The 23,259-nt window shown below is 40.1% G+C and carries 21 protein-coding genes; 12 read left to right on the forward strand and 9 right to left on the reverse strand.

Annotated elements, in window-relative coordinates; translation table 11 throughout:
* Positions 1-111: 111 nt before the first annotated feature.
* Positions 112-600 carry a hypothetical protein gene (locus tag J8M01_RS21625; RefSeq protein ID WP_211059301.1) on the forward strand — a complete coding sequence of 163 codons (489 nt, stop codon included), beginning with the start codon at positions 112-114 and terminating at the stop codon, positions 598-600.
* Between the two features lie 24 nt (positions 601-624).
* Here the strand turns inward: J8M01_RS21625 and J8M01_RS24395 are convergent, their stop codons facing one another.
* Both J8M01_RS24395 and J8M01_RS21635 read right to left on the reverse strand, forming a co-directional pair.
* Positions 625-3,177: a serine/threonine-protein kinase gene (locus J8M01_RS24395; protein WP_211059302.1), complete on the reverse strand. Its 2,553-nt coding sequence runs from the start codon at positions 3,175-3,177 to the stop codon at positions 625-627.
* 125 nt (positions 3,178-3,302) lie between these two features.
* Positions 3,303-4,433, reverse strand: a complete 1,131-nt coding sequence (locus J8M01_RS21635; protein ID WP_211059303.1) for a hypothetical protein — start codon at positions 4,431-4,433, stop codon at positions 3,303-3,305.
* A gap of 644 nt (positions 4,434-5,077) precedes the next feature.
* On the opposite strand from J8M01_RS21635, the gene J8M01_RS21640 reads away from it, so the two are divergent.
* Together J8M01_RS21640 and J8M01_RS21645 are read left to right on the forward strand one after the other, a co-directional pair.
* Positions 5,078-6,010, forward strand: coding sequence for an alpha/beta hydrolase (locus tag J8M01_RS21640; RefSeq protein WP_211059304.1), 933 nt, complete (start codon positions 5,078-5,080; stop codon positions 6,008-6,010).
* Between the two features lie 227 nt (positions 6,011-6,237).
* Entirely contained in the window at positions 6,238-6,921 is a 684-nt protein-coding gene (locus J8M01_RS21645; protein WP_211059305.1) for a LiaF domain-containing protein, read from the forward strand.
* 56 nt (positions 6,922-6,977) lie between these two features.
* On the opposite strand, the gene J8M01_RS21650 is transcribed toward J8M01_RS21645, so the two are convergent.
* Together J8M01_RS21650 and J8M01_RS21655 are read right to left on the reverse strand one after the other, a co-directional pair.
* Entirely contained in the window at positions 6,978-7,499 is a 522-nt protein-coding gene (locus tag J8M01_RS21650; RefSeq protein WP_211059306.1) for a GNAT family protein, read from the reverse strand.
* Entirely contained in the window at positions 7,496-8,698 is a 1,203-nt protein-coding gene (locus J8M01_RS21655) for an MFS transporter (RefSeq protein WP_211059307.1), read from the reverse strand. The genes J8M01_RS21650 and J8M01_RS21655 overlap by 4 nt, the downstream gene beginning before the upstream one ends.
* A gap of 101 nt (positions 8,699-8,799) precedes the next feature.
* Here J8M01_RS21655 and J8M01_RS21660 point away from each other — a divergent pair, with 101 nt between their 5' ends.
* Both J8M01_RS21660 and J8M01_RS21665 read left to right on the forward strand, forming a co-directional pair.
* A complete protein-coding gene (locus tag J8M01_RS21660) occupies positions 8,800-9,693 on the forward strand; it encodes a LysR family transcriptional regulator (protein WP_211059308.1) in 894 nt (297 codons plus the stop codon).
* An 80-nt stretch (positions 9,694-9,773) separates the two neighbouring features.
* Entirely contained in the window at positions 9,774-9,971 is a 198-nt protein-coding gene (locus J8M01_RS21665) for a hypothetical protein (protein ID WP_192506252.1), read from the forward strand.
* A gap of 60 nt (positions 9,972-10,031) precedes the next feature.
* Here the strand turns inward: J8M01_RS21665 and J8M01_RS21670 are convergent, their stop codons facing one another.
* Positions 10,032-11,207: an MFS transporter gene (locus J8M01_RS21670; RefSeq protein WP_211059309.1), complete on the reverse strand. Its 1,176-nt coding sequence runs from the start codon at positions 11,205-11,207 to the stop codon at positions 10,032-10,034.
* 99 nt (positions 11,208-11,306) lie between these two features.
* Here J8M01_RS21670 and J8M01_RS21675 point away from each other — a divergent pair, with 99 nt between their 5' ends.
* The 5 genes from J8M01_RS21675 to J8M01_RS21695 all read left to right on the forward strand — a co-directional run bounded on the left by J8M01_RS21675 (position 11,307) and on the right by J8M01_RS21695 (position 18,122).
* Positions 11,307-12,113 (forward strand): helix-turn-helix transcriptional regulator, encoded by an 807-nt coding sequence (locus J8M01_RS21675; RefSeq protein WP_211059310.1) that lies wholly within the window; start codon positions 11,307-11,309, stop codon positions 12,111-12,113.
* Positions 12,114-12,257: 144 nt separating this feature from the next.
* Positions 12,258-14,990 carry a hypothetical protein gene (locus tag J8M01_RS21680; protein WP_211059311.1) on the forward strand — a complete coding sequence of 911 codons (2,733 nt, stop codon included), beginning with the start codon at positions 12,258-12,260 and terminating at the stop codon, positions 14,988-14,990.
* Positions 14,991-15,333: 343 nt separating this feature from the next.
* Positions 15,334-16,644: a trypsin-like serine protease gene (locus J8M01_RS21685; RefSeq protein WP_211059312.1), complete on the forward strand. Its 1,311-nt coding sequence runs from the start codon at positions 15,334-15,336 to the stop codon at positions 16,642-16,644.
* 146 nt (positions 16,645-16,790) lie between these two features.
* Positions 16,791-17,312 carry a hypothetical protein gene (locus J8M01_RS21690; RefSeq protein ID WP_211059313.1) on the forward strand — a complete coding sequence of 174 codons (522 nt, stop codon included), beginning with the start codon at positions 16,791-16,793 and terminating at the stop codon, positions 17,310-17,312.
* Between the two features lie 156 nt (positions 17,313-17,468).
* Positions 17,469-18,122: an XRE family transcriptional regulator gene (locus tag J8M01_RS21695; protein WP_211059314.1), complete on the forward strand. Its 654-nt coding sequence runs from the start codon at positions 17,469-17,471 to the stop codon at positions 18,120-18,122.
* Between the two features lie 64 nt (positions 18,123-18,186).
* Here the strand turns inward: J8M01_RS21695 and J8M01_RS21700 are convergent, their stop codons facing one another.
* On the reverse strand, positions 18,187-19,080 hold the full coding sequence (locus J8M01_RS21700) for a bifunctional GNAT family N-acetyltransferase/hotdog fold thioesterase (protein ID WP_192506259.1): 894 nt from the start codon (positions 19,078-19,080) through the stop codon (positions 18,187-18,189).
* 175 nt (positions 19,081-19,255) lie between these two features.
* Between J8M01_RS21700 and J8M01_RS21705 the strand changes: the two genes are divergently transcribed.
* A complete protein-coding gene (locus J8M01_RS21705; protein WP_247671226.1) occupies positions 19,256-19,933 on the forward strand; it encodes a fused MFS/spermidine synthase in 678 nt (225 codons plus the stop codon).
* Here the strand turns inward: J8M01_RS21705 and dtd are convergent.
* The 3 genes from dtd to J8M01_RS21720 form a co-directional block, all read right to left on the reverse strand.
* Positions 19,930-20,367 carry a D-aminoacyl-tRNA deacylase gene (gene dtd, locus J8M01_RS21710; RefSeq protein ID WP_210997835.1) on the reverse strand — a complete coding sequence of 146 codons (438 nt, stop codon included), beginning with the start codon at positions 20,365-20,367 and terminating at the stop codon, positions 19,930-19,932. The two genes, J8M01_RS21705 and dtd, sit on opposite strands and share 4 nt — an antisense overlap.
* A 61-nt stretch (positions 20,368-20,428) precedes the next feature.
* Complete coding sequence (locus J8M01_RS21715; RefSeq protein WP_211059316.1) at positions 20,429-21,370, reverse strand: alpha/beta fold hydrolase; 942 nt, start codon at positions 21,368-21,370, stop codon at positions 20,429-20,431.
* Positions 21,371-21,397: 27 nt separating this feature from the next.
* A complete protein-coding gene (locus tag J8M01_RS21720) occupies positions 21,398-22,273 on the reverse strand; it encodes a virulence factor BrkB family protein (RefSeq protein ID WP_192506263.1) in 876 nt (291 codons plus the stop codon).
* An 86-nt stretch (positions 22,274-22,359) separates the two neighbouring features.
* Between J8M01_RS21720 and J8M01_RS21725 the strand changes: the two genes are divergently transcribed.
* Positions 22,360-23,007, forward strand: a complete 648-nt coding sequence (locus J8M01_RS21725) for a DUF2959 domain-containing protein (RefSeq protein ID WP_192506264.1) — start codon at positions 22,360-22,362, stop codon at positions 23,005-23,007.
* Positions 23,008-23,259 lie beyond the last annotated feature (252 nt).

Genomic DNA, 23,259 nt, shown 5'->3' on the forward strand with positions numbered 1-23,259 from the left:
TTCACTATCAAACAATAATAAGTCTCATAGAAGTGGTAGTATTGCTATAGTTACAATGTAAGCTCTCATCATTGTACGATGACATATTAAAACTAACAAAGGACGCTGATAATGGCAAAGAAGACCTTAAATTTCACCGTAGAACCGAAAGATAATGGCAAAAACTGGACGATTAGTGACTCTAACGAAAAACCAGCTGAAGAAACACGCATAAACGTACAAAACAACATTCACACAATCGTACTTAAATACACACTGACTCAAGCAAGTACAGCTGACTGGAAATTCGCAGAAAACGGAACTTTGTTTGTTCATGCCCAAGATAACTTCAATTATCAATTAGATAGCGAAACACATTCCAACGGACATGAACTAACAGTTAACATTACTGCAATTCAAACCGGTGCAACGATTCCTGAAGAAGTCCTGCATCTCATGTTAGAGAATCCGAATACGGCGTTAAAAGTTGACCTGTCTGATAAAACAGAATATGCCGTAGATTTCAGGATTGTCGCCAAAAAAGCCGGAGATGCAGCGGAGGTTCGACACTTTTCACAAGATCCTAGAGTCGTGATCATTGATGTCGAAGTCCCTCATTAAAGGTCGAAGCCCCTTAACTTACAATTACAGCAAGTGACACCTTTGAGCAAGTTGCTGCTCTCTATTGAGCAATGTAATAAACGCAGCTTCATCGCATAGTCGGTCAAACCAGCTAAGTTGATAAAAAACAGGGGCTAACCCTGCATTAATACTTTGTTCAATGGCGATAACTGCTGATTTAGGCTCATTCGCCAAAACAGATACAAGTGCTGACGAGAATAAATAGTCAGCCTTGTTTTTATGCCCTTCATACAGAGATTGCAATACCTTTAAAGCGTCTATATGTTTCCCCAAATGTGCCAATGCTTGTGCGCGATCAAGTAACTTGGTGTACTCTTGAGTTGACGCAGTAAGTGCCAATATCTCTCTATAATAACTATGCGCTGCTTCTTTTTTTCCTTGTAATAGTAATGTATCAGCAAGCCCTAAAAGGTATAAGGTATGTTCCGGTGCATGCTTTACCGCATGTCGAGCATAAGTTTCTGACTGCTGATATTGCTGTTGAAGAGTGGCAATGGTTGCCAAGTTAGAGTAACTTTCTAAGTCATTAGGAACAGCTTCAATCACTTGCTGGTACAAAAGCAATGCTCTATTTAATTGACCTGTGAGCAATGATAAATCAGCTCTTAAGCGCATGGCACGGCTATCTTCAGGTGCCAACTCGGCTACTTTATCCAAATGCACTAGCGCATTCTCATAGTCGCCTAAATACGTGTATAAAATAGAAATATTGCGCAACAGAGTTAATGTTGGCCGCAGTTTATTGGCCTGTAAAAAGTAATCGATAGATTTTTCAAACGCTTGGCTTCGCTTATAATAAACACCTTTCAATGTCAGCTTTTCATAGTTATCGAAATCATAATTATCGAGTTTTGTCAGTAATGCTTCGGCTTCTTTTACCTTACCCGAGGCTTGTAACAGCTCTAAAGAACCTGAAAGATAATTCAAGCTCTGTCTGTATTGCGCAGGTGCAGAGTCTAAAATGTTTATAGATTGCTTTAACACAGACTGGTCATCTGTCTTTCTAAAGTATTTAATAGTCGCAGACTTAAGTAAATTATAAGCGGGATAAAAATCTGGTGAACGTACGATGATCTTGCGTAGTGCCGCTAAAATGTCTTCATTGCTTTTACCTTGCTGAGTAACCATCGTCATCAAAGAAAAGTACTCATTGTAATCCTCAGCCGCAATCGTATTGCTTACACTCTTGTTCTGACTTGTAATAACCTGTTGCAAACTTTGCATCATAGCCGTTAGGAATTTAGAAGGGCTATCAACAGCCACAGAGAAATGATCACTTGCAACCGTGTTAAATGATTCAACATCAATCACATCAAACTCTACTTCACATGCATACACGGTACAGCGTGCATTGGGCAACAGTAATATTTCAGCCTGCAGTGCTTTGGCTATTGCTCGTAAATCATTATTTTTTGGATCTTGTCGATAAAGTTGCATAACATGACGAATTTCGCGAGCAGGAATGACGGAATATCGTTCATCAGTAATAAAAGTCTGTTCAATCGCATTTTTTAAAGTTGATTCAACAACTTGTTTTTGCGCGCGTAATTCGCCAGTATTATCACTAAACTCTACAGGTAATGCGGCAACATACACTTTAGGTAAATGGGTAAACCATAACCAAGTCCCTAACCCCAATATACCGCAGAGACAACATACCAACGAAGCTGTCTTCCACCGTCTGTTGATAGGTTGTTTTCTCCCAGACAAATCAGGTATCGGTTGAGTAACACCACTTTGCTCATAACTTACCGTACTCATAATTTGTTTAAGCTGTTGAATAACTTCAATACAGCCGTTGGGTCGTTCTGTTTTTTTAAATTGCAATAAATGATCTATCAGCTCAGCTAATTCAATAGGAATACCTAGCATATTACGGGCATTAAAATTTAATGCCCGCGTTTTAACCTCTTCTGCAATGCCTTTATCGTCACAGGTTTTAGCTTGTGTGGTGTAAGGGTGGCTTCCTGTCAGTAGTTGATAAGCCAGTAACCCAAAAGAAAACAAATCACTACGCATATCTAAAGGCTCTTGCCTCAACTGTTCTGGAGACATGGCTGTTAAACTACCGAAGCTGCTTGGACTTGAGCTTGATTCTGTACCCACTAACTGAGAGATACCAAAATCAACTATTTTGGCCGTTTTCGATTCATTAATCAGAATATTGGAAGGTTTAAGATCTAAGTGTAAAATATTTTGTTGGTGAGCACTGTGAAGTCCTTCTGCAATATCAATGAGCAGCGAGAGTTTCTCTTCGAGTAAAACATTATTTTCCTGAACATAATTGTTTAATGTCGCACCTTGTACGTACTCCATTTCAATTGCAAATTCATTTGAAAGTTTCCTGACATTATAAACCTGTACAATATTACTATGATTCAGCTTAGCGAGTAAGCGTGCTTCTGCTACTATATCTTCATAATTGTGCTCAACCTGCTTAATTACCTTAAGTGCAACACGCCTTCCCAAATTTTTATCTGTAGCTAAAAATACATGACTCATGCCCCCTTCACCAATAGGAACAATATCAGTATAGTATTCATTAAAATTCTTCACTACAAATCTTACCCAATCATAAATGCAACAGTGTATCTTGATATAATTATGATGCCTAACTATTTAATCCTAGTAAAATATTATATTTCAGTAACCTTTTAATGGTGTGGAATACCCTTCGCGCGTTACACGACCTCAAGTACCCACACATAAACAATCGGCTTACCATTTTTATAGCTCACTTTAATGTCAATCAAATCCCCACTGACAATTTGATTCACTGAAAACTGGGCTTCAGATAATAAATAGTGACCATTCTCAAAATGAATATTTACCTCAGAAGTCACTGTAACTCCTTTGACCTTAGCCAGTTCGATTAAGGCATCTTTAATAGCATAATCAATGGCCGTACTGAGTAATGTATCTGCCGTCATCGCTCCCATTTCACCAAAGTTCCCCAAAGCGATGGCACGGCCTTGATAGTAAGGTTGCGATTTCCAATCAGCAGCTAACTTAAAGCGATGAGGTATAATTCGTTGTACCTCATATTGTGCAACGAAGGTGTTACCGTACGTACATGATCGCGTGTGTAGAAGTGGAGCAGACAGACGCTCAGCTGTTACCTCTCCAGAGCGAGAGCGCTTAATGCTATGCACAATCTCCCCAGACAAATCTTGATACAACTCTGTTTGAGTATCAATCACTTGAACATTAGCTGTATCGAGTAAACTGGCAATAACACCCGCATTTCTTTCACTTTCAGCTAGTTGTTCATGTGGTATGGCAGTAAAGTAACTGACTGAGGTAATCGTATTTTGGTCTGTACTACACAACCACTGAGGTGAACAAGTGTCAAAATTGCAATGCTTTTCAGAACAAGATAATGGTAATGCGACCGCCGAGCCTATAAACGCATAACTGTATATTACTGCCTTAGTTACATGAACAGGAACAAACGTCACAGCGTGTCCACTACTAAGCGAAATTACCATATGGTCTTGCGCCGTTACATCCGCAAAATCTTGATCCGTTAGGTTAATTTTGTGGAAATGTGCAAGCTTACGCAACGCTGTTTTTCTGCTTGTTTTGATTGCAAGTTGACCATATGCATTCAATACTGCACTTGTCCCAATAAACCCCCGCACATTGTCCGACACAGGTGCCTGTAACCAACAAGGTAAGGTATCAGATCCTAAGTCAGTCTCATTGTTTTCGCGCTCAAGTCTGTCATTACTAGTACCCGTCGTATTTTGACAGCCAACCAATAAGCAAGTCATCCCTCCCCAAATAGCAGCATGCACCCTGTTTAATTTCATCTATACTTGCCTTGTATTATCCATCTCAATCTCCCTTTAAATACCATCTACCATATATGGGATTAACACGGTCGTATAACGGAGAATCACTGTTCAATAACGCTCTATAATAGGTTTACACTGGTCAAGTAGTATACTAAGTGCATAGAAAACTAATCGCCACCATGACTGATCTTATCTCAATAAAGTATGATCTGATCAATTTAGCCGATGAGAAACGGCAAAAAACTCATACTAAATTTTCGCTTCACGACTAATTTCAAAACTAGATACATAAAGTATGAAATGTTAAAACTCGACAACATACAACCCATAACAGCAATAAACAACAACAAAACACACACCACATAAAAGAGCAAACCACCTCATTAACCAAAATCAAACAAATAAAGATCGCATTTTGAGCGACTTAACAAGGTCGCGGTAAATTCATCCGAATGTTACAAGCCAACAAACGCCAATAGGTATCACAACAACATATAAAGTTATCTGCGGAGTAAAAGGATCTTTGATCTTGTTCTTCTCATCATTGGCCTGGGAAGTCCTGCGAATCTCAGCAAGTAAATTGATGAGTATTTCATCAAATCCGCTATACTCCAGATTTACGCTTTATCACCTTATTGACGCACCTATAGAGTGTTGTAATGCACCAAATCCAAACGAAAAATGGCATCGTGGTTAGCTATCAAGATTTCGGACATAAAAAAGCTCCCGCTGTGATTTTGATTATGGGGCTAGGCGCACAAATGACCGTTTGGCCTAAAGAGTTTTATCTCGAGTTAGTTGATAACCATTTACGGGTTATTTTATTTGATAATCGAGATGTCGGTTTATCTAGTCAATTTGATGAATATGGATGCCCGAGCCTCTTTGATACATGGATCAATAAATATTTGTCTCTCGGCAAGCCTGCGCCATATACATTAGAGTGCATGGCTGATGATGTATTAAATCTTATGAATGAATTAGCCATCTCACGCGCCCACCTTGTTGGGGCATCTATGGGTGGCATGATAGCGCAAATTATCGCAGCCAAGCATAAACAAAAAGTCATCAGTCTTACTTCTATTATGTCAACACCCGGTACCTTCCATTTGACGACAAAAAGCATCGTAGCTTTACTCAAGTTACTCCCCCAGCATCAAACAACATCAACACACGACAAAGCCATTGAATACAATGTTAAATTGAACCAAACTATTGGCAGTCAAGGTTTTTTACCTGATAATGTTACGTTGCGTCACAATGCAACAACACAAGTAAACCGCGCATACAACCCCAACGGAATAAAGCGTCAATTACTCGCTATTGCCGCAACCGGCAATAGGTCTCAACTATTGAAAAAAATAAAGGCACCAACACTTGTGATTCATGGCAGTGAAGACCCGATATTTCCCATCAAAGCGGCGCTACAGACAACGCAACTGATCCAAAAATCAAAATTAAAAATCGTAACTGGGTTAGGTCATGACTTTCCGCCTGTTTTAATGGCACAAATTGCACAATGGATCACTAAGCATATTAATAAAGCTGAAAATAAACGTATAAAAAAACAGCTGAACAAACTCACTAAATAAATAGATCTGACGCCGACGCTATACATTGCAATTAATAGCGTCTGCCAATGTCATGCCAAGCATGATGTGCGAACAGTTAGTAATATTGACTAATAGTTAGCTAATTTGATTCAATTAATAAGAGAGAGCAAACAGCAAGGTATTGATTTTATTTAATTAAATAACTGGTATTAATATTGCTGTACATAGGAATATCAGTGTAATTACAGCGCATCAGGGAGCAAGTCATGCCAGTGTCAGCAAGTGATCGACCATTAGAGAAAGTAAAAGAAGAAGTCATTGACCAATTAATTTTAAACTATAGCCATGGTGAAATCTCAGCTGATGCATTCGAGCGCCGCCTAGATCAAGCCTATGCCTGTAACGACCAAGTCGCACTGATGGCATTGGTGGCAGATCTCCCACTACAAACAGATCCGAGATATCACACAGAAAAAGCATCACGTATGCAACCTAAGTTTACTGCTTCAAGTAACAATGATGCACCGTTAACCATTAGATCTATTTTAAGTTCAGATCAACGTTCTGGTGAATGGATTGTCCCCAAAGAAATTACCATTAACAATTACTTCGGCAGTACAGAGCTGGATTTTAGAAATGCTATATTCACGCACCCGGATGTCATTATTAACGTGAACAGTGTTATGGGTAGTGATGAGTTTATCGTATCCGAAAATATTGATGTCACCACATGTACAACTAATATAATGGGCTCAGTGAGTAATAATAAGCCTAACCTTGCCGCTACGAATTTAACCACGCAACGACCTCGACTTCATATCCAAGGTAAAGTGATCTTAGGCAGTATCGACATCCGAATCAAACAATCGATAAAACAACAAGTCACGCAATTTGCCAATGGTTTAAAAGACCTATTTCACGACGAAAGAAATAACCATAAATCCCATTAAAACCTCGTCAGATGTGTCCTGTTTATTCAGTCTACGGGACACATCAATTAAATTATTTATGTTTTGCATATACCATATGAATAAGCATCCAAGCGTTCACTGCCAATCAAAAAGTGAGATCGCAATAGACCTTCTCTTTGCATACCCAGTTTTTCCATTAACCGCCAAGATGCGGTGTTATCAACCGCACAAACCGCCACGATCTTCATTACTTTTAACTCTGAAAATAATGATTCGATAAGCATACTTACGGCCTCAAATGCATAACCAAAGCCGATAAATTCTTTATTGAGTCGATACCCAATTTCCCCAACTAAGCTCGGTTTGTTAACATACTTGAACATCAACTCACCAATAAGCTGCTGCGTATCTTTTTTGGTAATTGCCAATGCTAAACGTTGATTTTCTTCACCCAACCAAGGCTCACAGTTTTCACGTAAACGCGCTTGTGCTTGTGCTAATGTTAAAGGCTCACCAATGTAACGAGACGTTTCAGGACAACTTCGATGTGCATAACTCGCCTTTAAGTCTTCTAGAATCATGGGTCTCATCAATAACCTTGAGGTTTCGAACTTCATACTGTACTCCGTAATATTCTACCTGAAATGTCTTTTAATCTGCGGTATAAAACAAGCTCTCTTGGTAACAATTTCACCCAAGCTAGCACTAATAAACTCGCCACCGTTAACGTGATCCACGCTAGGTCATGTATAGAGTGAATAATATAAGCATTACAGCCCACAGCAAGCAGTGTAAATACCAATAACTCACAAGCCCCAACCAGTGCATTGACACTCCCTGCCTGCGCCAAATAGTGAAGCCCAATCAGTTGCATATAGGCCGCAAAATAGCCACCAAACACCACCATCGCAAAACCATATCCCAATAACGTGCTGAGCAAGCCAAAAGGTAAGAGCAAATAACACAATGCGCTTAGCAAAAGTAATGGCCAAAATAGTGCAAATAAAACGACTTCATTTAAATATCGGTGTAAGCACTTACTAATAAACGCACCGATTAACAAACCACTCATTGGCAACATCATCATTGTGCCAAACTGCTGCTCTGTTAATGCAAAATGTTGCTGTAATAAAAATGGAAAATACAATTGCGTGGTCAAATATATAAACGTGGGTAGCCACTTAAATGCTGCTATAGCGATAAATTGAGCATCATTTAATAGCTGCCAGTAAGTTCTCACCATTTTATATGGGTGTACTGAACGATCGGTGACCCTTTGCTTATTTGCAGGTAAAATCCACCAGCCCAGAGTTGCTACCATAAAAAAATACGATGCTAGGATCCAAGCAAGACTCTGCCAGCTGATTAAAGTACTGAGGGTCCCCCCAAGCCAAGGTGCTAATACAGAAACACCGCTGGCGGCCAGCGCTAAAGTCGCCATTGCACTTTTTAAATGTGCACCACTTAATGTTGCAGCGAGCAACGTCCGGCTTATCAATAATGGGGCAGCTGCGCCTATACCTTGTAAAACCCTGCCGAGCGAGAATATTTCCGCTGTAGTTGCTAATGCACAACAGACTGTGCCTATAACAAAAACACCTTGCCCAATTAAAAAAACGGGTCGGTCACCAAACCGGTCTCGTAAAGGGCCTACGACTAATTGTGCTATGCCCAAACAAATAAAATAGCCAGTGATCATCGCTTGGCTTTGGCTTTGACTTAACGATAAGCTGTGCGCTATTTGTGGTAAAGCAGGCAAGAATATTTGGCTTGCCAACTGCGAACACGATAGTAATAAAATCGCCAATACAAGCATACATCCCCCCCCTTTCTTTTATGCTAAGTCCACTATAGGCTTTACTTTGATGACGAAAAACACTGTAATTGGCAAAACATTATTTCTTAATAGGAATTAATATGGATTGGCTCACTGCTACTCGCAGCTTTATCGCACTCGCCGAGCACGAGAGCTTTACACTGGCGGCCGAACACGAAGGTGTCTCCGCCTCAGCCATGAGTAAACGAATTGACTGGATAGAAAAACAACTAGGAATAAGCTTGTTCACACGTACGACTCGGTTAGTCAAACTCACTACAGCAGGTCATAGCTTCTTGCCTAAAGCCAACGCAGTACTCATGCAATTTGACGCCATGATAAATCACAGTGATGAAGCGACTAAAGTACCATCTGGCACGCTAAAAATAGCCGCAACACTCGCTGTCGGTAGTCATATTTTACTGCCACATATTCAAACTTTTTTGGCAAAATACTCACAAGTTACTATACAACTTAATGTACTTAACCCTGGTGCATTACCCGACTTAAGAAATGATTTGGTGATCACTCGTCAATTTGAACAGTTTGACTCTGCAGCACATAAAGGCACACGGTTACTCGATTATCAAATGCACTTATTTGCGTCACCTGACTATATTGAGCACCATGCAGATGTTCAATCTATTGACGATTTGGCCCAGCACAAAATGCTACTAAGTAATTATTATCAAAAAAAAGGCCATATAGAGCTAAGCTGTGGATCACGGTTTTTATTTAATAATTACAACTTTGTATCAGATAATCTAGATTCTATTTTAGAAGCTGCGATTCAGGGAATGGGGCTTATTTTTATTTCCCCTAGTTATATTCAAAAGCAACTTCATGAAGGTACACTCGTACCATTGCTACCAAAGCTACGCTCTGCAACCAAACAATTGTGGGCCTATTACCCCAAGAGCACATTTGTCCCTCTCAATACTCGTTTATTTATCGATCACTTAAAACAACAACTAACACATTCTGTTTCATTTTAAATTGAATAATTTATTTACATGTATTCGGTAGGTGCTAATTTTTAATGTGCCAATTATGGCCATTTAAAAGGAATATAATAATGAAATTATCTTTAAATAAAAAAACAATTAAACGCCTATTAGATAAAACAACAGAAATTGATCATAAATTGACACCACAAGCGGCCGGTGGACGCCCTGAAGAAACGTTCTTTTGCCAAAATACACAAGTAATTTACTGGTGTACGCGACCAACATCTCCCAATGTAGGCTGCTCTAACGTAGAGCGCTGCTTATAACAGTTACGCATAAGGCCAATTGAAAAATTGGCCCTATTCTTACTGTACACGACATAGCTGCTAAGACGTTACCGTGCTGACTTTACGTAGATGAGGGGATACAAACTGACTTAATATTAACGAACATCCCGACAATACCGCGCCAAAGTAAAATACCAAAGATTGATCATATAACCACACCATACCAAATGCTGCTGGTATAATGACCGCAGCTATATGGTTAATTGTAAAACTCACACTGGCAGTTGCTGCGATGTCTTCAGGTTCCGCTATTTTTTGAAAATATGTCTTCAAAGCAATAGCCATTGCAAAAAACACATGATCAATAATATATAAAGCCGCCGCAAAAAGTGGAGAATCAACCAGAGCATACCCAATAAACACCAATACCAACCCAGAATACTCAATCGTCAGTGTACGCTGTTCACCTATTTTGCTGATCATACGACCTACTTTGGGGGCAACAAATATATTAATGATGTGATTTATCATGTACAAGGTGGTAATTTGCGCAACATCAAAACCAAACTTTTCAACCATCAAGAACCCAGCGAATACCATAAATATTTGCCTGCGTGCCCCTGAAAAAAAGAGCAATATATAGTACAAACTATACTTTTTTCGTAAAATTATTTTTTTATGCTGCGATGAAGACATCTTAAATTCTGGAAACGCGACGACTAAATACACGGTTAACAACAGCCCAGCCCCACCAATCACCAAATATAGCACTTGATAACCCGTCGATAGAAACGTCACTGACAACCAAATGCCCGCGTAAGTCACTAAAGAAGCAATTGACTTAACAGACAATAGTCGCCCCAATAGCTCTGGCGCTTCATCTTTATTGAACCACTGCAAGCTTAACGACTGGTTAATAGTCTCAAAATAATGAAAGCCAATCGACATTAAAACGGTGGTTGCATATAGACCATAAATACTCGGAAACAGCCCTGTTATCGCAACACCCATTGAGAGTATGCATAAACTGACCAGCGCAAAGGTTTGCTCTTTCAACACTAACAATACAAACACCGCGGTGAATGCCAAAAAGCCAGGGATTTCACGTAAAGATTGCAGCATGCCCATGTTAGCCCCGGTAAATTGTGCCACCTCAATGGCAAAGTTATTCAATAATGCCATCCAACCCGCAAAGGTAATAGCCATCACCGACGTCGCTATGGCTAAAAACCCGAACGGTGAACGCCATTGCTTTAAATCCAATTTATTGATCATGTTTGTTCCTAAGCACGCTTCTAATTGCAGCTGTTTCTTTAAATTGTTTAAACCTCCCAGCTATTGTATGCTCATAAAAAATGACCGAAATTACCAAAAATGACAGATAGCTTACCGGATCAGACACATCATAAGTGGAAAAGCGTAAAATCAGGCTTTAAATTAAACCAACTTAGCAAACCGATTTTCCCACGCGCCATGACGATGCCTCCGTGGCAGCATGTGTATACCCACCAACACAGCTGGGGGCAGCTTGCCTACACTAGCAATGGCGTAATGACGGTAGGCACCCCCGTCGGCCGGTTTGTTATTCCACCTAACCAAGCACTTTGGCTTCCTCCTAACTTACCTCATGAAATTTATTGTCGCTATGGTGGGCACTTTCGTAGCGTCTATATTGATAAGAAATATGTCGATATTTTAGGTCTTCATGCCAAGTTATTACACGTAGATGAATTATTAAAAGCCATGATTTTAGATATATGTAGCTGGGGATCTGATTACGGCTTAGACGGCAAAACCCTGCGCTTTATACAAGTATTTATAGATCGGCTGGAAATGGCACAAACCAGTACATTTTTTATTCCTACCGCGCAAGACAAACGATTAATCCCTATCATTAGTGAACTTCATGCAAACCCGGGCAACCCACGCACTCTTGAACAATGGAGTGAGCATGTAGGTGCATCTAGCCGCACTCTAAATCGCTTATTCAATAAGAGCTTTTCCATGAACTTTAGCCAATGGAAACAAAAACTCAGAGCATTACGCGCTGTCGAAATGCTCGAAGCTGGCCAAACGCAGCAATTTATTGCCGAACAACTCGGTTTTGAGTCCAGCTCCGCGTTTAATACCGCATTCAAAAAAGCCTTTAATTGCACACCTGGGCAATACTTAAAAAAATAACTTTTATTTATTTCATAAAAAACAATAATATCTGAAATAAATTACCGAAATCACTTAAAAGCCGTGTAATTTTGGTGCATTAATACCTAAAAAATGTACAATACGCTCCGAAAAAAATCTCCGTAAATTGAAATATAGGCAATTATGAATACATTAAAAACCACTAAGGGATTAGCGGTCTCGCTATTGACTTTGGCTTTGACTGCATGTGGCGGCGGTAGCTCTACCCCGTCAACTGAAACACCGCCAACAACAACGACACCGGTCACACCGCCTGTCACACCACCAGAACCAGAAAATGTAGCGCCTAGCATTGCAAACTTAACTGATTTGAGTGTGATGGAACGAGCAGAACTGACGGTTACAGCCACAGCAACAGATACCGATGGCACAATAGCAAGCTATGCATGGGAGCAGATTTCAGGCACAGCTCTTGAACTCTCAGGAACAGACACGGCCAGCATTCAATTTACAGCACCGAATATGACGGAATCAGAAAGCGTGGTTTTACGTCTAACTGTGGCAGATGATAAAGCAGCCACCACCAGCAAAGACTTCTCTGTATCGCTTGAAGCATATGACGCTATTTCTTCTGAAAACGTGACCGATCAAGCACTATTGAGTTGCGCACTCAGTACGAATATGGATATGGGTTCTGACTCCCTAAAATGTATCAACATCCCAGTATCAACATTGGATGACTTGAGCAAGTTTACAAACTTGAAATCAGTACATTTAGAAGGTACTCACATTTCAGACGTTGCGCCTTTGGCCAATATAAGCTCACTACAAAATCTCAGCTTAATAAATAACCCAATTAATGATATCACAGTTGTTGAGCAACTAGAGTCGTTAACGACATTATCAATTGTTCAAGGTGCCTACGGCTTTGAAAACCAAACTGTCAGCCTAGATAAGTTTAGTAATTTAACCCAACTGACATTTAATGCAGAACAGCATAGTTACCGCAAGAGATTGCATATCAAGTTCAATACATTGCCAAATACTCTGACACACCTGAACTATGTGGTCGGTCGTGACTTTGATGAAGCGCATTTAAGTACACTCACTAATCTAACCCATTTAAAGTTAGACTCTGTAAATGTGAATGAAGCTCATATAAAGCCCCTAATTAACCTACAAAGCTTAGCACTGCATAATATTAATAACCTCGAATCACTGTCATTTCTTACTGTAATGCCAGCAATGAAAGTGCTTTCATTTGACAATATATCAGCTGCCGACTCGACTGCACTCTCTCTTTTAACAACCTTGACATCTCTGTCATTAGTAAATCACAACTTCACAGATTTAACCTTTATTGGCGCAATGACTGACTTAGAAAAGTTAGAGCTCAACGCTCGATATTCCAGACCTGATTTTGATGCTGCGCTTCTTACCGAGCTAACTAAACTGACTGAGTTGGTAATTACTGGCTATAAACTAATAAGTCCAGAACAGCTGGCAAACTTGACCCAACTGACATCTCTAACACTAAACAATACAGATCTAAACTCAATCAGCTTTGTAAAAAGTATGTCTGAGTTATTAAAACTTGATGCGCGCAACAATTCAGATTTAAATGACATTGGCTGGTTAGAGTTCACCCCAAAAATAGAATACTTGAATATTGAACGTATTGGCAGCATTAGTAACTTATCTGTTATCAGTCAGCTACCAAACCTATCAGAGCTAGCACTAAGTGCAAGTACACACTACAGCATGCATTTAGACGCAACTATTTTGCAAAACTCAGCTCAGTTAAAAAAACTAACAGCTGAAACGCGTACAATTGAAAATATCGAAGTCATAGCAAAACTAGTCGCGTTAGAAGAATTAAATCTAAACGTGCGCACTCTGGATACATTACCAAGTTTAGGGTCTCTAACGAACCTAAAAAATGTACTAATTCGTACTGCTAGTAGTGAGCTTACTGATATCTCTCAATTATCTCAAAATACCAGTCTAGAATCGCTGGAATTAAACGGATTCAGTAACGTAACCGATATCACCGTATTATCTGGCTACTCTAACCTAAAAGCGCTCAAACTAGCGAGTTTTGAAGTATCAGATATAGCTCCAATCACACAATTAACCGGCCTGACCAGCCTCTCTCTACGCAATTTTAATGAGCTTTTATCAGCAAAGGCATTATCCAGTTTAACCAATTTAAATACATTAGATTTAGAATATTCACGCTACATTCTATGTGCTGACCTAGAGCACCTTAAAAATACGTTCGCGGATATCAATTACAAACAATCTTATAACTGTATTGAACAGCCAATTAACCTTGAACTAATTACTGATCCGGCTATAGCCGAATGTCTAAAAGATGTAAGAGACGCGGCCAGAGTTACACGAATTAACACATGTGGCTTCTCGCCAATCGAATCTCTCGCGGGAGTAGAGCAGTTTTCAAACCTTACCGATCTTAATTTCCAATATCTTAATTCTGGTGCAATACTCAACAGCCCAATACTCCCTCAACTCGCAAACTTGAAGAGCATTGGGCTTTCTGGTGGTACATTTAATAACTTAGAAGGGGTGACACTGCCTGAGCATGTCAAAACGCTTACCATCTACGGTGCGCAACAATTTAGCATTAGCACGTTTGTTGCCCCCGCATTAACGTCGTTAAATTTAGAGTTTACAACCGTATTAGACCCTGCAAAGCTCAGCAGCTTTACAGAGTTAACCAACTTAGACTTAGACCGCACTGATATTCGTGATTTGTCTGCCTTGCCTACATTGAGCAAGCTAGAATATCTATCATTAGAAAGTAATCATAACCTGCCATGTGCTGATATCGAAGCCCTAAAGGCAGCTAAACCTAATTTAAACATTAGTTTATGGAATACAAATTGCAGCTCGTAATTTAGCAGCTTGCATTATTTTGTGAGCGTCTTAAGTCATATTAATTGACGCTCTTTTGCTGATAGTGCGCCAGCAACTTTGAAGGCGCACTATGACTTTTTTTCAAGATGGCGTTTCTTTGTTATATCTTTGAAATCTTTTCTTCAATAAAAAATATAACCCCCTAACTCTACAATTAGCATAAAAACCTCACAAATGAGTGAAAATTAAAATAATATCACCTGTTCCTATTTGTAATTACATGACACAAAACTGAAAACAATTCATTTACATTTAGTTTGCATTTAGATGTCAGTCCCCATATTCTCGTTGCCAGATACAACAACACAACATGGAAATAACAATGAACAAGCGAAATTCATTATTTAAAAAGGTGTCTCCACTCATTACCAGTAGCGCGCTCCTACTAAGTGCCACGTCTTTAGCGTCAGCAATCACACCCAATATCGTCGGTGGCCAGCCTGCGGATACCAGCCAGTGGCAATTTTATACACAAATATTAAACTCAAATGGCTCCACCGCTTTCTGTGGCGGCAGCTATATTGGCGATGGTTATGTATTAACCGCCGCCCACTGCGTGAAAAACAAAGCAACACGGTTTTTACATGTAAAAGTCGCAGGATTTGTACTCGGCGGCAATGATGGCGATCGTATCCAAGTCGCTGAGAAATTTGTGCACCCACAATATAACTCAAACACATTAAATAATGACATCGCTCTACTGAAATTGGAACGTACCCCCTCGACAGGCCGCCAAGTAATACTGGCCCAAACCGACATTAACCACTATGCACGCAATGGTGACTTGTTAACCGTTGCTGGACTAGGTCGTTTAAGTGAAGGCGGCAGTCGTCCATCAAATTTGCATGAGGTCAGTGTGCCACTTGTCTCTGATCAAGTCTGTAATCAATCTGGCGGCAATTACGCAAACGTTGGCAGCGTCGCATTTTGTGCAGGCTATACTCAAGGCCAACAAGATTCTTGTAGTGGCGACAGTGGCGGCCCAATTGTGATCAATTCAGGCGGTCAAATTGTTCAATTGGGTATTGTAAGCTGGGGTATTGGTTGTGCGCGTCCTGCTAAATACGGTGTCTACTCTGACGTTGCAGCGTTAGGTAATTGGATCGATAGCGTCAAAGGTGGGGCTCAACCGGTTTCAGTTGCATACCAACAATCACAAACGTTACCTAACTTCACGCTCGGTGAGCAAGTTTCACACACCTATGCAATTAAAAACACAGGGACTAGCGCATTTACGTTTAACAGTATCAACTTAACCAATAGTGGTGTGGCTTCAACGCCGGTGACTGCTGTAGATAGTTGTAGCGCTAGCACATTACAAGCAAATCAAAGTTGCCAAGTCGGGGTTGAATTCACAGCAACAGCGCCAGGTTCTGCGAATATTGCTTTGAGTTTCAAACTTGACGAGAGCCCAAACACCTATGTTGCCAAAATAAGCGCTGTAGCGACAAGCTCTGACAGCAACTGTAAAGGCTCCTGGAATGCCAGCGCGGTATACGACAAGCCAGATCAAGTGACTTATTACGGTAAGGTGTACAAAGCACTTTGGTGGACGCAAGGAGATGTGCCATCAGAGTCTGGTACTTGGGGTGTGTGGCAAGAAATAGGTACTGATAGCAGCTGTAAAAACTAGCAAGTAACATTTAAATATTCTAAGAGGCAGTGCATACTTGCGCATTTACTGCCTCTAATTTAATCATAATACTAGACTAGCGATGACCATGTATTATTCCTATAATAAGGTTGACAAAATGGATACACTCAACCTTAAGGATAGATATGAAAAATCATTATATAACAACATTATTTAGTTTATTAATTATTACACTGTCAGGCTGCACCACAACACAGCCCAACAAACAGCACTTCAATAAAAACGAAATACTCCCCAATATCGTTGGTTACAACAGCAGTAAAACAGTCATAAAACTGGATGATCACCTTGCTGATACCACCATTTTGCTGTTTTGGGATCCAGCGCAACATACCGAATGGCTTCACAGCCTAGATAAGCTCTTATCGGCAGCACAAGCCAAAGAAGTAAACCTAGAAATAATAGCCGTGTCATTCAAGACCAGCGGCACAGGTCACTTGGTTAAAAGTCACAAAGCGGCAAAAGAAGTCAGTATGCTGTACCATACCAGTGATATTATCTTTTCATATGCCGATAATGAAATCCGCAAAAGCTATAAACATATTAAAGCGCCAACAATTATTGTTACCAATAACAAAGGTCAATATGTAGCCTCTTTTAATAAGCTGAGAGATTTAGGTAAATACTTCAGTAAACAAAAAACCTGATTGCTTTTCCATGCGGTATTGAATATATACCGCATTTGTTTCCACCACTGAATTTTTATCTTTTGCTGTACAGACATTGAGATGACGCGTAATCTTGCCCCGTTTTCTATCAGGCAACACACTGTATAAGCATTATTTAATCTTACTAGAGGGTTTATGAGCAGCGCTTTTTCTCATCGTTTTAACGAACTTGTATTACAATTTTCTGGCGGCAATAAACGTCACTTCGCTGAGCTAACAGGAAAGTCTCAATCTCATATTTACCGAATATGCCGAGGCTTAAGCCGCCCTTCGATGGCATATTTAGAGCACCTTTACGAACTATTTAAAATAGACTTAAACTGGTTGCTAACTGGACAGTACTCTATAGAACAACACCCAAACAATCAAAGCCCAGACCTGTTAATGGTGCCCAAGTTTGACATAGAAGCCAGTGCTGGCTTTGGTAGTGTAAACAACTCCGAAGACATTACTGAGCAATTTGCACTCAATAAGCATTGGCTAAGCACACAATTAGGGGTCTATGGAGAGCAATTAGCATTTGTTTCTATTCGCGGTGATAGCATGCTGCCAACCTTGCACCATGATGACATGGTATTGGTTGACCTCAGCCACCAAACACCTCATCAAGAAGGTATTTATATTATTCAAACCAGCGATGGTTTAATGGCGAAACGATTAAAGCAAGGTAAGCAACACATTGATGTCATAAGTGACAATCATGATTACCCTAACTGGAAAATTGATCACAGTAATGCCGAGCAACATGGTATTGCAGGAAAAATTGTTTGGTGTGGTAGAAGTATATAGCTAATAACGAGTTAAAGTGAATATATCACTTTAACTCGTAGTAAAATATTTGCTTGATAAATACTTAGCGTTTGACGATGAATACGCCTTCAAATTGCGCCACCACAATATCTTGATCATACACATTTACTGGCACGATATATTTTGCTTTCCCATGTGTTTCTAACTCTTCTAATTTGCCATCACACTCAGCAATACATACTGTTGCTCGAGGTGCAGTCGTTAAAGGCTTTAAATACTTAATATTCGCGTCAGCTAAAACAATGTCACCTTCTAGGTTAAGCTCTTTTAGCGCTAAGTAGGTTGCCCCCCACCCAGTCAAAGTTGCCATACTATATATTGACCCAGCAAACATTGAATTATGTAAATTTAAATTCGCTTTGAGATCTGCACGTGTTGAGAACTGCCAGTCGGTATAACTTTCAACTTTAATGCCCATAGCATCGCTAATTGGAATAGATTCACGCCACGTATCTTGTAAAATTTGCGTCCAATCAGGGTGACGAAACCACCCTGGTTCAGACGGGTTCTGCTTCACCATTTTCCAATGCTGTATATCTCCATAGGCTAAATGTGCTTTTTCTAACACTTTATATCCATGACGCTCATAAAATGCAAGTGCACGTTCCCTTGCATACAATACCAACTCGTCTGCATTTTGGTGCCATGCAAGTTTCTCTAATTCATGCAATAACCGCCCACCTAAACGGTGACCTCGATGTTGATCTGACACCGCCATATAGCGTACTTGCGCTTGCTGCTGAGTATTAAAGTGAAGCCTTGCAACAGCAAGAACATCGCCCTCATTATTTTTAATAAAGCGATGCTCTGACTCTTGCTCCAAATCATCTTGTTCCGAGCCTCTCGGCTGATCCCAAGGCGCTCTAAGCACTTGCCAGCGCAACTGATAATAATCTTGCCAATCTTCACTGCTTTGTGGTGTCGTCACTTGAAACATACGAATTCCTGTTGTTGTGCATCTTAAGATGATTTTTTATAACACCCCACCTTACTAAAAATTGGCTCTACTTCAAGTAACATTTAAGTCTTACAGGGTTTCTTTCGTAAATATTACTTAACAAAGTGGAATTACAGGAACGCTCGACTATGATGATGTAATTATGGTTAATTTTATGACTGCCGAGGGCACGGTCGCTAACCAATTTGTTAAACAAAGTCATTTGCTGGGTCATTTACTTTATTGGCATAAGCATGGCAGTGTTAGCATACAAATAAGGCAAGATAAAACCTTTAGATGGTTATTGATCAACGATACCTTACAATCTGTTGTGGAGAGAGACCACCCAGAGAATTTACTATTTCCTCACTTACAGCAACTCGCTCGCCTCTGGGAGTTATATCCGGCCCCAAAAAAAGTTTTGGAATTAGGCCTGGGCGCAGGCGCTATTAGAGACTATTTACATGCAACTTACCCAGAATGTGATGTGTTGTCGGTCGATAATAACCCAGATATCATCCGTTGCTATAAACGCTATTTTAGTGGTGATCACACCTGTGCTGTTGCGTGTATGGATGTTGATGACGCACTAACAGATAACAGCATGTATGACTGGATCATCCTTGATTTATTTAGTGAGTTTGATGCTCCTATATTTTTATTTCAGCACCAATTTTACCGCCAGTTAAGAGCTCGACTGCGCCCTGGCGGAAAGCTATTTATAAATTTTTTAGCTGAACACGAATCACAGTTAAAACAATTAACGCACTTGCTCATTACTAATTTCGGAAGAAAACCTCATATTGAGCAAGTACCCTTATATGCAAACCATGTCATTGTGATCAATCGCTAACTCTTAAGCATAAATGTTACTGGACCATCATTACATAAGCTCACTTGCATATCGGCACCAAACTCTCCCGTTGATATAACTAAGCCAAGTTCACGGGCCTGCTCCACAAAATAATTATAAAGGTGCTCTGCTTGAGCGGGTGTCGCCGCACTTGAGAAACTGGGCCTCATCCCTTTTTTAGTATCTGCCGCGAGGGTGAATTGTGAAACTATCAATAAGTCACCCCGAATATCCTTTAAACTCAGATTCATCTTACCCTCCGAGTCAGTAAATATACGATAATGCGTGACTTTATGAAGTAACTTATCAACAGAGGTTTCATCATCCCCCTTTTCAACACCCAATAGTAATAAGATCCCCTGTTGAATCTCTCCTATCATAGCCCCATCAACCACCACATTTGCATGCGTCACTCTTTGGATTAATCCTTGCACAAGCAGCTCTTTACATATTTAAATAGAACCAAATAATAACGTAAAGTGCAAATGAGTGGTATCAATGAGAGAGTTTACAAGCCAATAGATCTGCTGCCCGTCGTATAGCTTCAACGTAAACTTCATTTGCCCCACAGTGACCCAAGCCATCAAGTACATATAGTTGCGCACCAGTGTTTTTTGCCAATTGTTGTACCGCTGCGAAGCGACACACTAAATCATGACGGCCATGTATAAACCAAGTTGGAATGCTTTTAAGTTGCTCACTGACCTCTTGTAGTGGTTTTAATTGCAACATAATCTCTGGGCTAAAATAATGATTCATGAGCTTGGCTTGCTGAAGGATGCATTCAACATTATCCAAATGATATCGACCCGCTAAAGCTCCTAAGGTCAATTGACGATCCCAGGCATGCCACCGTTGCGCAGCTTTATGTTGCTGCAATTCATCTTGTCCTGTTAAATCAACTAAATACCCATTTAAGATTTGCTGAGTATCACTTTCACCTCGTTGGAACTTTTGGTACTGTTCAGGGTAAAACTGGGCCCCTGCGCTAAGTGGCCCATAAAGCCAGTCCAAATCATTTTGAGACGCCAAAAAACTAGCCCATAACACAAGCCCTTTTACTTTGTGAGGGAATTGACTAGTATACAATAGTGCCAATGTTGCCCCCCACGAGCCGCCAGCTAAAATACATTGCCCTATCGCTAAATGATCAATCAGTCGTGCTATGTCATCGACTAAATAACTCGGCGAATTATGTGTCAAAGCTAAAGGGGTTGATTCTCCGCAGCCTCGTTGACTAAATAAAATGATTCTATAGCGCTTCGGATTAAAATACCCCGCACTTTCACGACATAAGCCGGAGCCTGGGCCACCATGACAAACAATGACTGGCTGACCATTAATATCACCATATTCTTCAACATGAATTTGATGCCCCTCACCCACAGCTAAGTGGAAACTACGTATAGGGTCGTTCACCACATAACGTTGTGTCATATATCACACCTTAGTTTAAGGTGTATCTTACGGCTGCTCATTCTCCAATAACGACGGTGCTTGACGCTCATCCAAGCACACCGTGAATTCAGCACCAAGTAGCACCACGATCCACGATAAATACACCCAAACAAACAAAATAGGCACAGTTGCAACAGCACCATAAATCACCTCATAAGATGGAAAATGACTTATATACATCGCAAATCCTTTTTTCGTCAATTCAAATAGTAGTGCAGCAAATAATGCACCTGGAATGGCAGCTCGAAAAGACACACGTGTATTAGGCACTAAAGTATAGAGCATAATGAAACCTGCCATTGAAATAACATAAGGTAATAGCTTTAATAAAAAGCCACTGAATCCTGGGATCCCTTGATCAGCAAACGAGACAAGTGACACAATATAAGACGTAACGCCAATACTGGCTCCCAGTAATACAGGGCCAAGCGTCAATACCATCCAATAGATTGCAAACGAAATCATCAATGGACGCTTTTCTACAACTCGCCAAATTCGATTAAGTGCACTATCTACATTTCTTATGAGCAATAATGCAATAGCGGCTAAAAAACTAATCCCCACAGCAGTCATTTGATTTGCATTACCTGTAAAAGCACTGATATGGGCTTTAATTGAGTCAGTAGAGGTCGGTACAAAATTATTGAAAATAAAATTTTCAATTGCTAATCGTGTATCTTCAAAGCCCGGAAATGCCGAAAAGATAGCAACGCCAACTGCAATCAATGGCACAAGTGATAGCAAAGTTACGTATGCTAAATACCCCGCATTAATCGTAATTTGATCTTCTTGGCAACGCCTAAAGTAGCGTAACCACCACTGAGGTTGTTGTCTTCCCCATGCTTTTATATGCAGTTCATATTGTTCAATCTTTTCACGCATAATGTACTTAATTCTTAAAAACACTTTGCACATCATAACAATCAGCTACATAATTTACAGCAACATACTAAGAAAATAGGTTGAATATGAAACACTTTACACTCGCTGCCACACTATGTTTTGTACTTACAGGCTGCCAAACTGCATACTATTCGGCAATGGAACAAGTCGGTGTTCACAAACGAGATATTCTAGTTGATCGCGTCGAAGCAACCAAAGAATCACAGCAAGAGTCACAACAAGAATTTCAGTCTGCTCTTGAACGACTCACGACTCTCATCAACTTTGATGGTGGCGAGTTGCAATCAGCCTATAACCAACTTAATGATGACTATGAATCCAGTTTATCAGCCGCAACTGATGTGAGTCGTAACATAGATAAAGTTGAAGATGTTGCTGGTGCTTTATTCAGTGAATGGGAAGAAGAACTGACACAATACTCTAGTGCAACACTAAAACGAGAAAGTGAAAAGAAACTCAAACAAACACAGCGCCAATTTGATAAATTACTACGCTCAATGCGCAGCAGTGAAAAGAAGATGCAGCCAGTGTTATCATCGTTAAAAGACAATGTCTTATATTTAAAGCATAACCTAAATGCACAAGCCATAGCAGCCATACGAGGCGAATTTAAAAGCTTAAAAAGCGATATCCAATCGCTGATAGACGATATGAACCGCTCTATCGCTGACTCAAATAAGTTCATTGCACAAATGAATAATAAAAATACATAACCTGAGTTCTATATAAAAACTAAAGCCGAGTTACCTTTATGCTCGGCTTCTTTGCTTGAAATGTATAAACAATCAACCCCGCCATTAACTTCACCATAAATGACATGCAGCTACGATGCCTTGTGTGACCTATTTGAGCTATGTTTCTGGAGGCTGCAACAGTTTTAGTACTCATAACCTTGCCCACTATTATGGATCCTGACCTACGTCAGGAAGACAACGAGGTGAGCGTAATAAAAACCCCACCTCTAA

The sequence above is a fragment of the Pseudoalteromonas sp. MMG005 genome (genome assembly GCF_018101015.1).
GTDB classification, from domain to species: domain Bacteria; phylum Pseudomonadota; class Gammaproteobacteria; order Enterobacterales; family Alteromonadaceae; genus Pseudoalteromonas; species Pseudoalteromonas aurantia.

Coding starts and splice junctions, on each gene's coding strand:
- J8M01_RS21705 (WP_247671226.1), top strand. CDS start 19,256: ATGACTGCCGAGGGCACGGTCGCTAACCAATTTGTTAAACAAAGTCAT.
- J8M01_RS21625 (WP_211059301.1), top strand. CDS start 112: ATGGCAAAGAAGACCTTAAATTTCACCGTAGAACCGAAAGATAATGGC.
- J8M01_RS21725 (WP_192506264.1), top strand. CDS start 22,360: ATGAAACACTTTACACTCGCTGCCACACTATGTTTTGTACTTACAGGC.
- J8M01_RS21680 (WP_211059311.1), top strand. CDS start 12,258: ATGAATACATTAAAAACCACTAAGGGATTAGCGGTCTCGCTATTGACT.
- J8M01_RS21675 (WP_211059310.1), top strand. CDS start 11,307: ATGACAGATAGCTTACCGGATCAGACACATCATAAGTGGAAAAGCGTA.
- J8M01_RS21690 (WP_211059313.1), top strand. CDS start 16,791: ATGAAAAATCATTATATAACAACATTATTTAGTTTATTAATTATTACA.
- J8M01_RS21665 (WP_192506252.1), top strand. CDS start 9,774: ATGAAATTATCTTTAAATAAAAAAACAATTAAACGCCTATTAGATAAA.
- J8M01_RS21720 (WP_192506263.1), bottom strand. CDS start 22,273: ATGCGTGAAAAGATTGAACAATATGAACTGCATATAAAAGCATGGGGA.
- J8M01_RS21715 (WP_211059316.1), bottom strand. CDS start 21,370: ATGACACAACGTTATGTGGTGAACGACCCTATACGTAGTTTCCACTTA.
- J8M01_RS21650 (WP_211059306.1), bottom strand. CDS start 7,499: ATGAAGTTCGAAACCTCAAGGTTATTGATGAGACCCATGATTCTAGAA.
- J8M01_RS21640 (WP_211059304.1), top strand. CDS start 5,078: ATGCACCAAATCCAAACGAAAAATGGCATCGTGGTTAGCTATCAAGAT.
- J8M01_RS21700 (WP_192506259.1), bottom strand. CDS start 19,080: ATGTTTCAAGTGACGACACCACAAAGCAGTGAAGATTGGCAAGATTAT.
- J8M01_RS21635 (WP_211059303.1), bottom strand. CDS start 4,433: ATGAAATTAAACAGGGTGCATGCTGCTATTTGGGGAGGGATGACTTGC.
- J8M01_RS21655 (WP_211059307.1), bottom strand. CDS start 8,698: ATGCTTGTATTGGCGATTTTATTACTATCGTGTTCGCAGTTGGCAAGC.
- J8M01_RS21645 (WP_211059305.1), top strand. CDS start 6,238: ATGCCAGTGTCAGCAAGTGATCGACCATTAGAGAAAGTAAAAGAAGAA.
- J8M01_RS21660 (WP_211059308.1), top strand. CDS start 8,800: ATGGATTGGCTCACTGCTACTCGCAGCTTTATCGCACTCGCCGAGCAC.
- J8M01_RS21685 (WP_211059312.1), top strand. CDS start 15,334: ATGAACAAGCGAAATTCATTATTTAAAAAGGTGTCTCCACTCATTACC.
- J8M01_RS21695 (WP_211059314.1), top strand. CDS start 17,469: ATGAGCAGCGCTTTTTCTCATCGTTTTAACGAACTTGTATTACAATTT.
- J8M01_RS21670 (WP_211059309.1), bottom strand. CDS start 11,207: ATGATCAATAAATTGGATTTAAAGCAATGGCGTTCACCGTTCGGGTTT.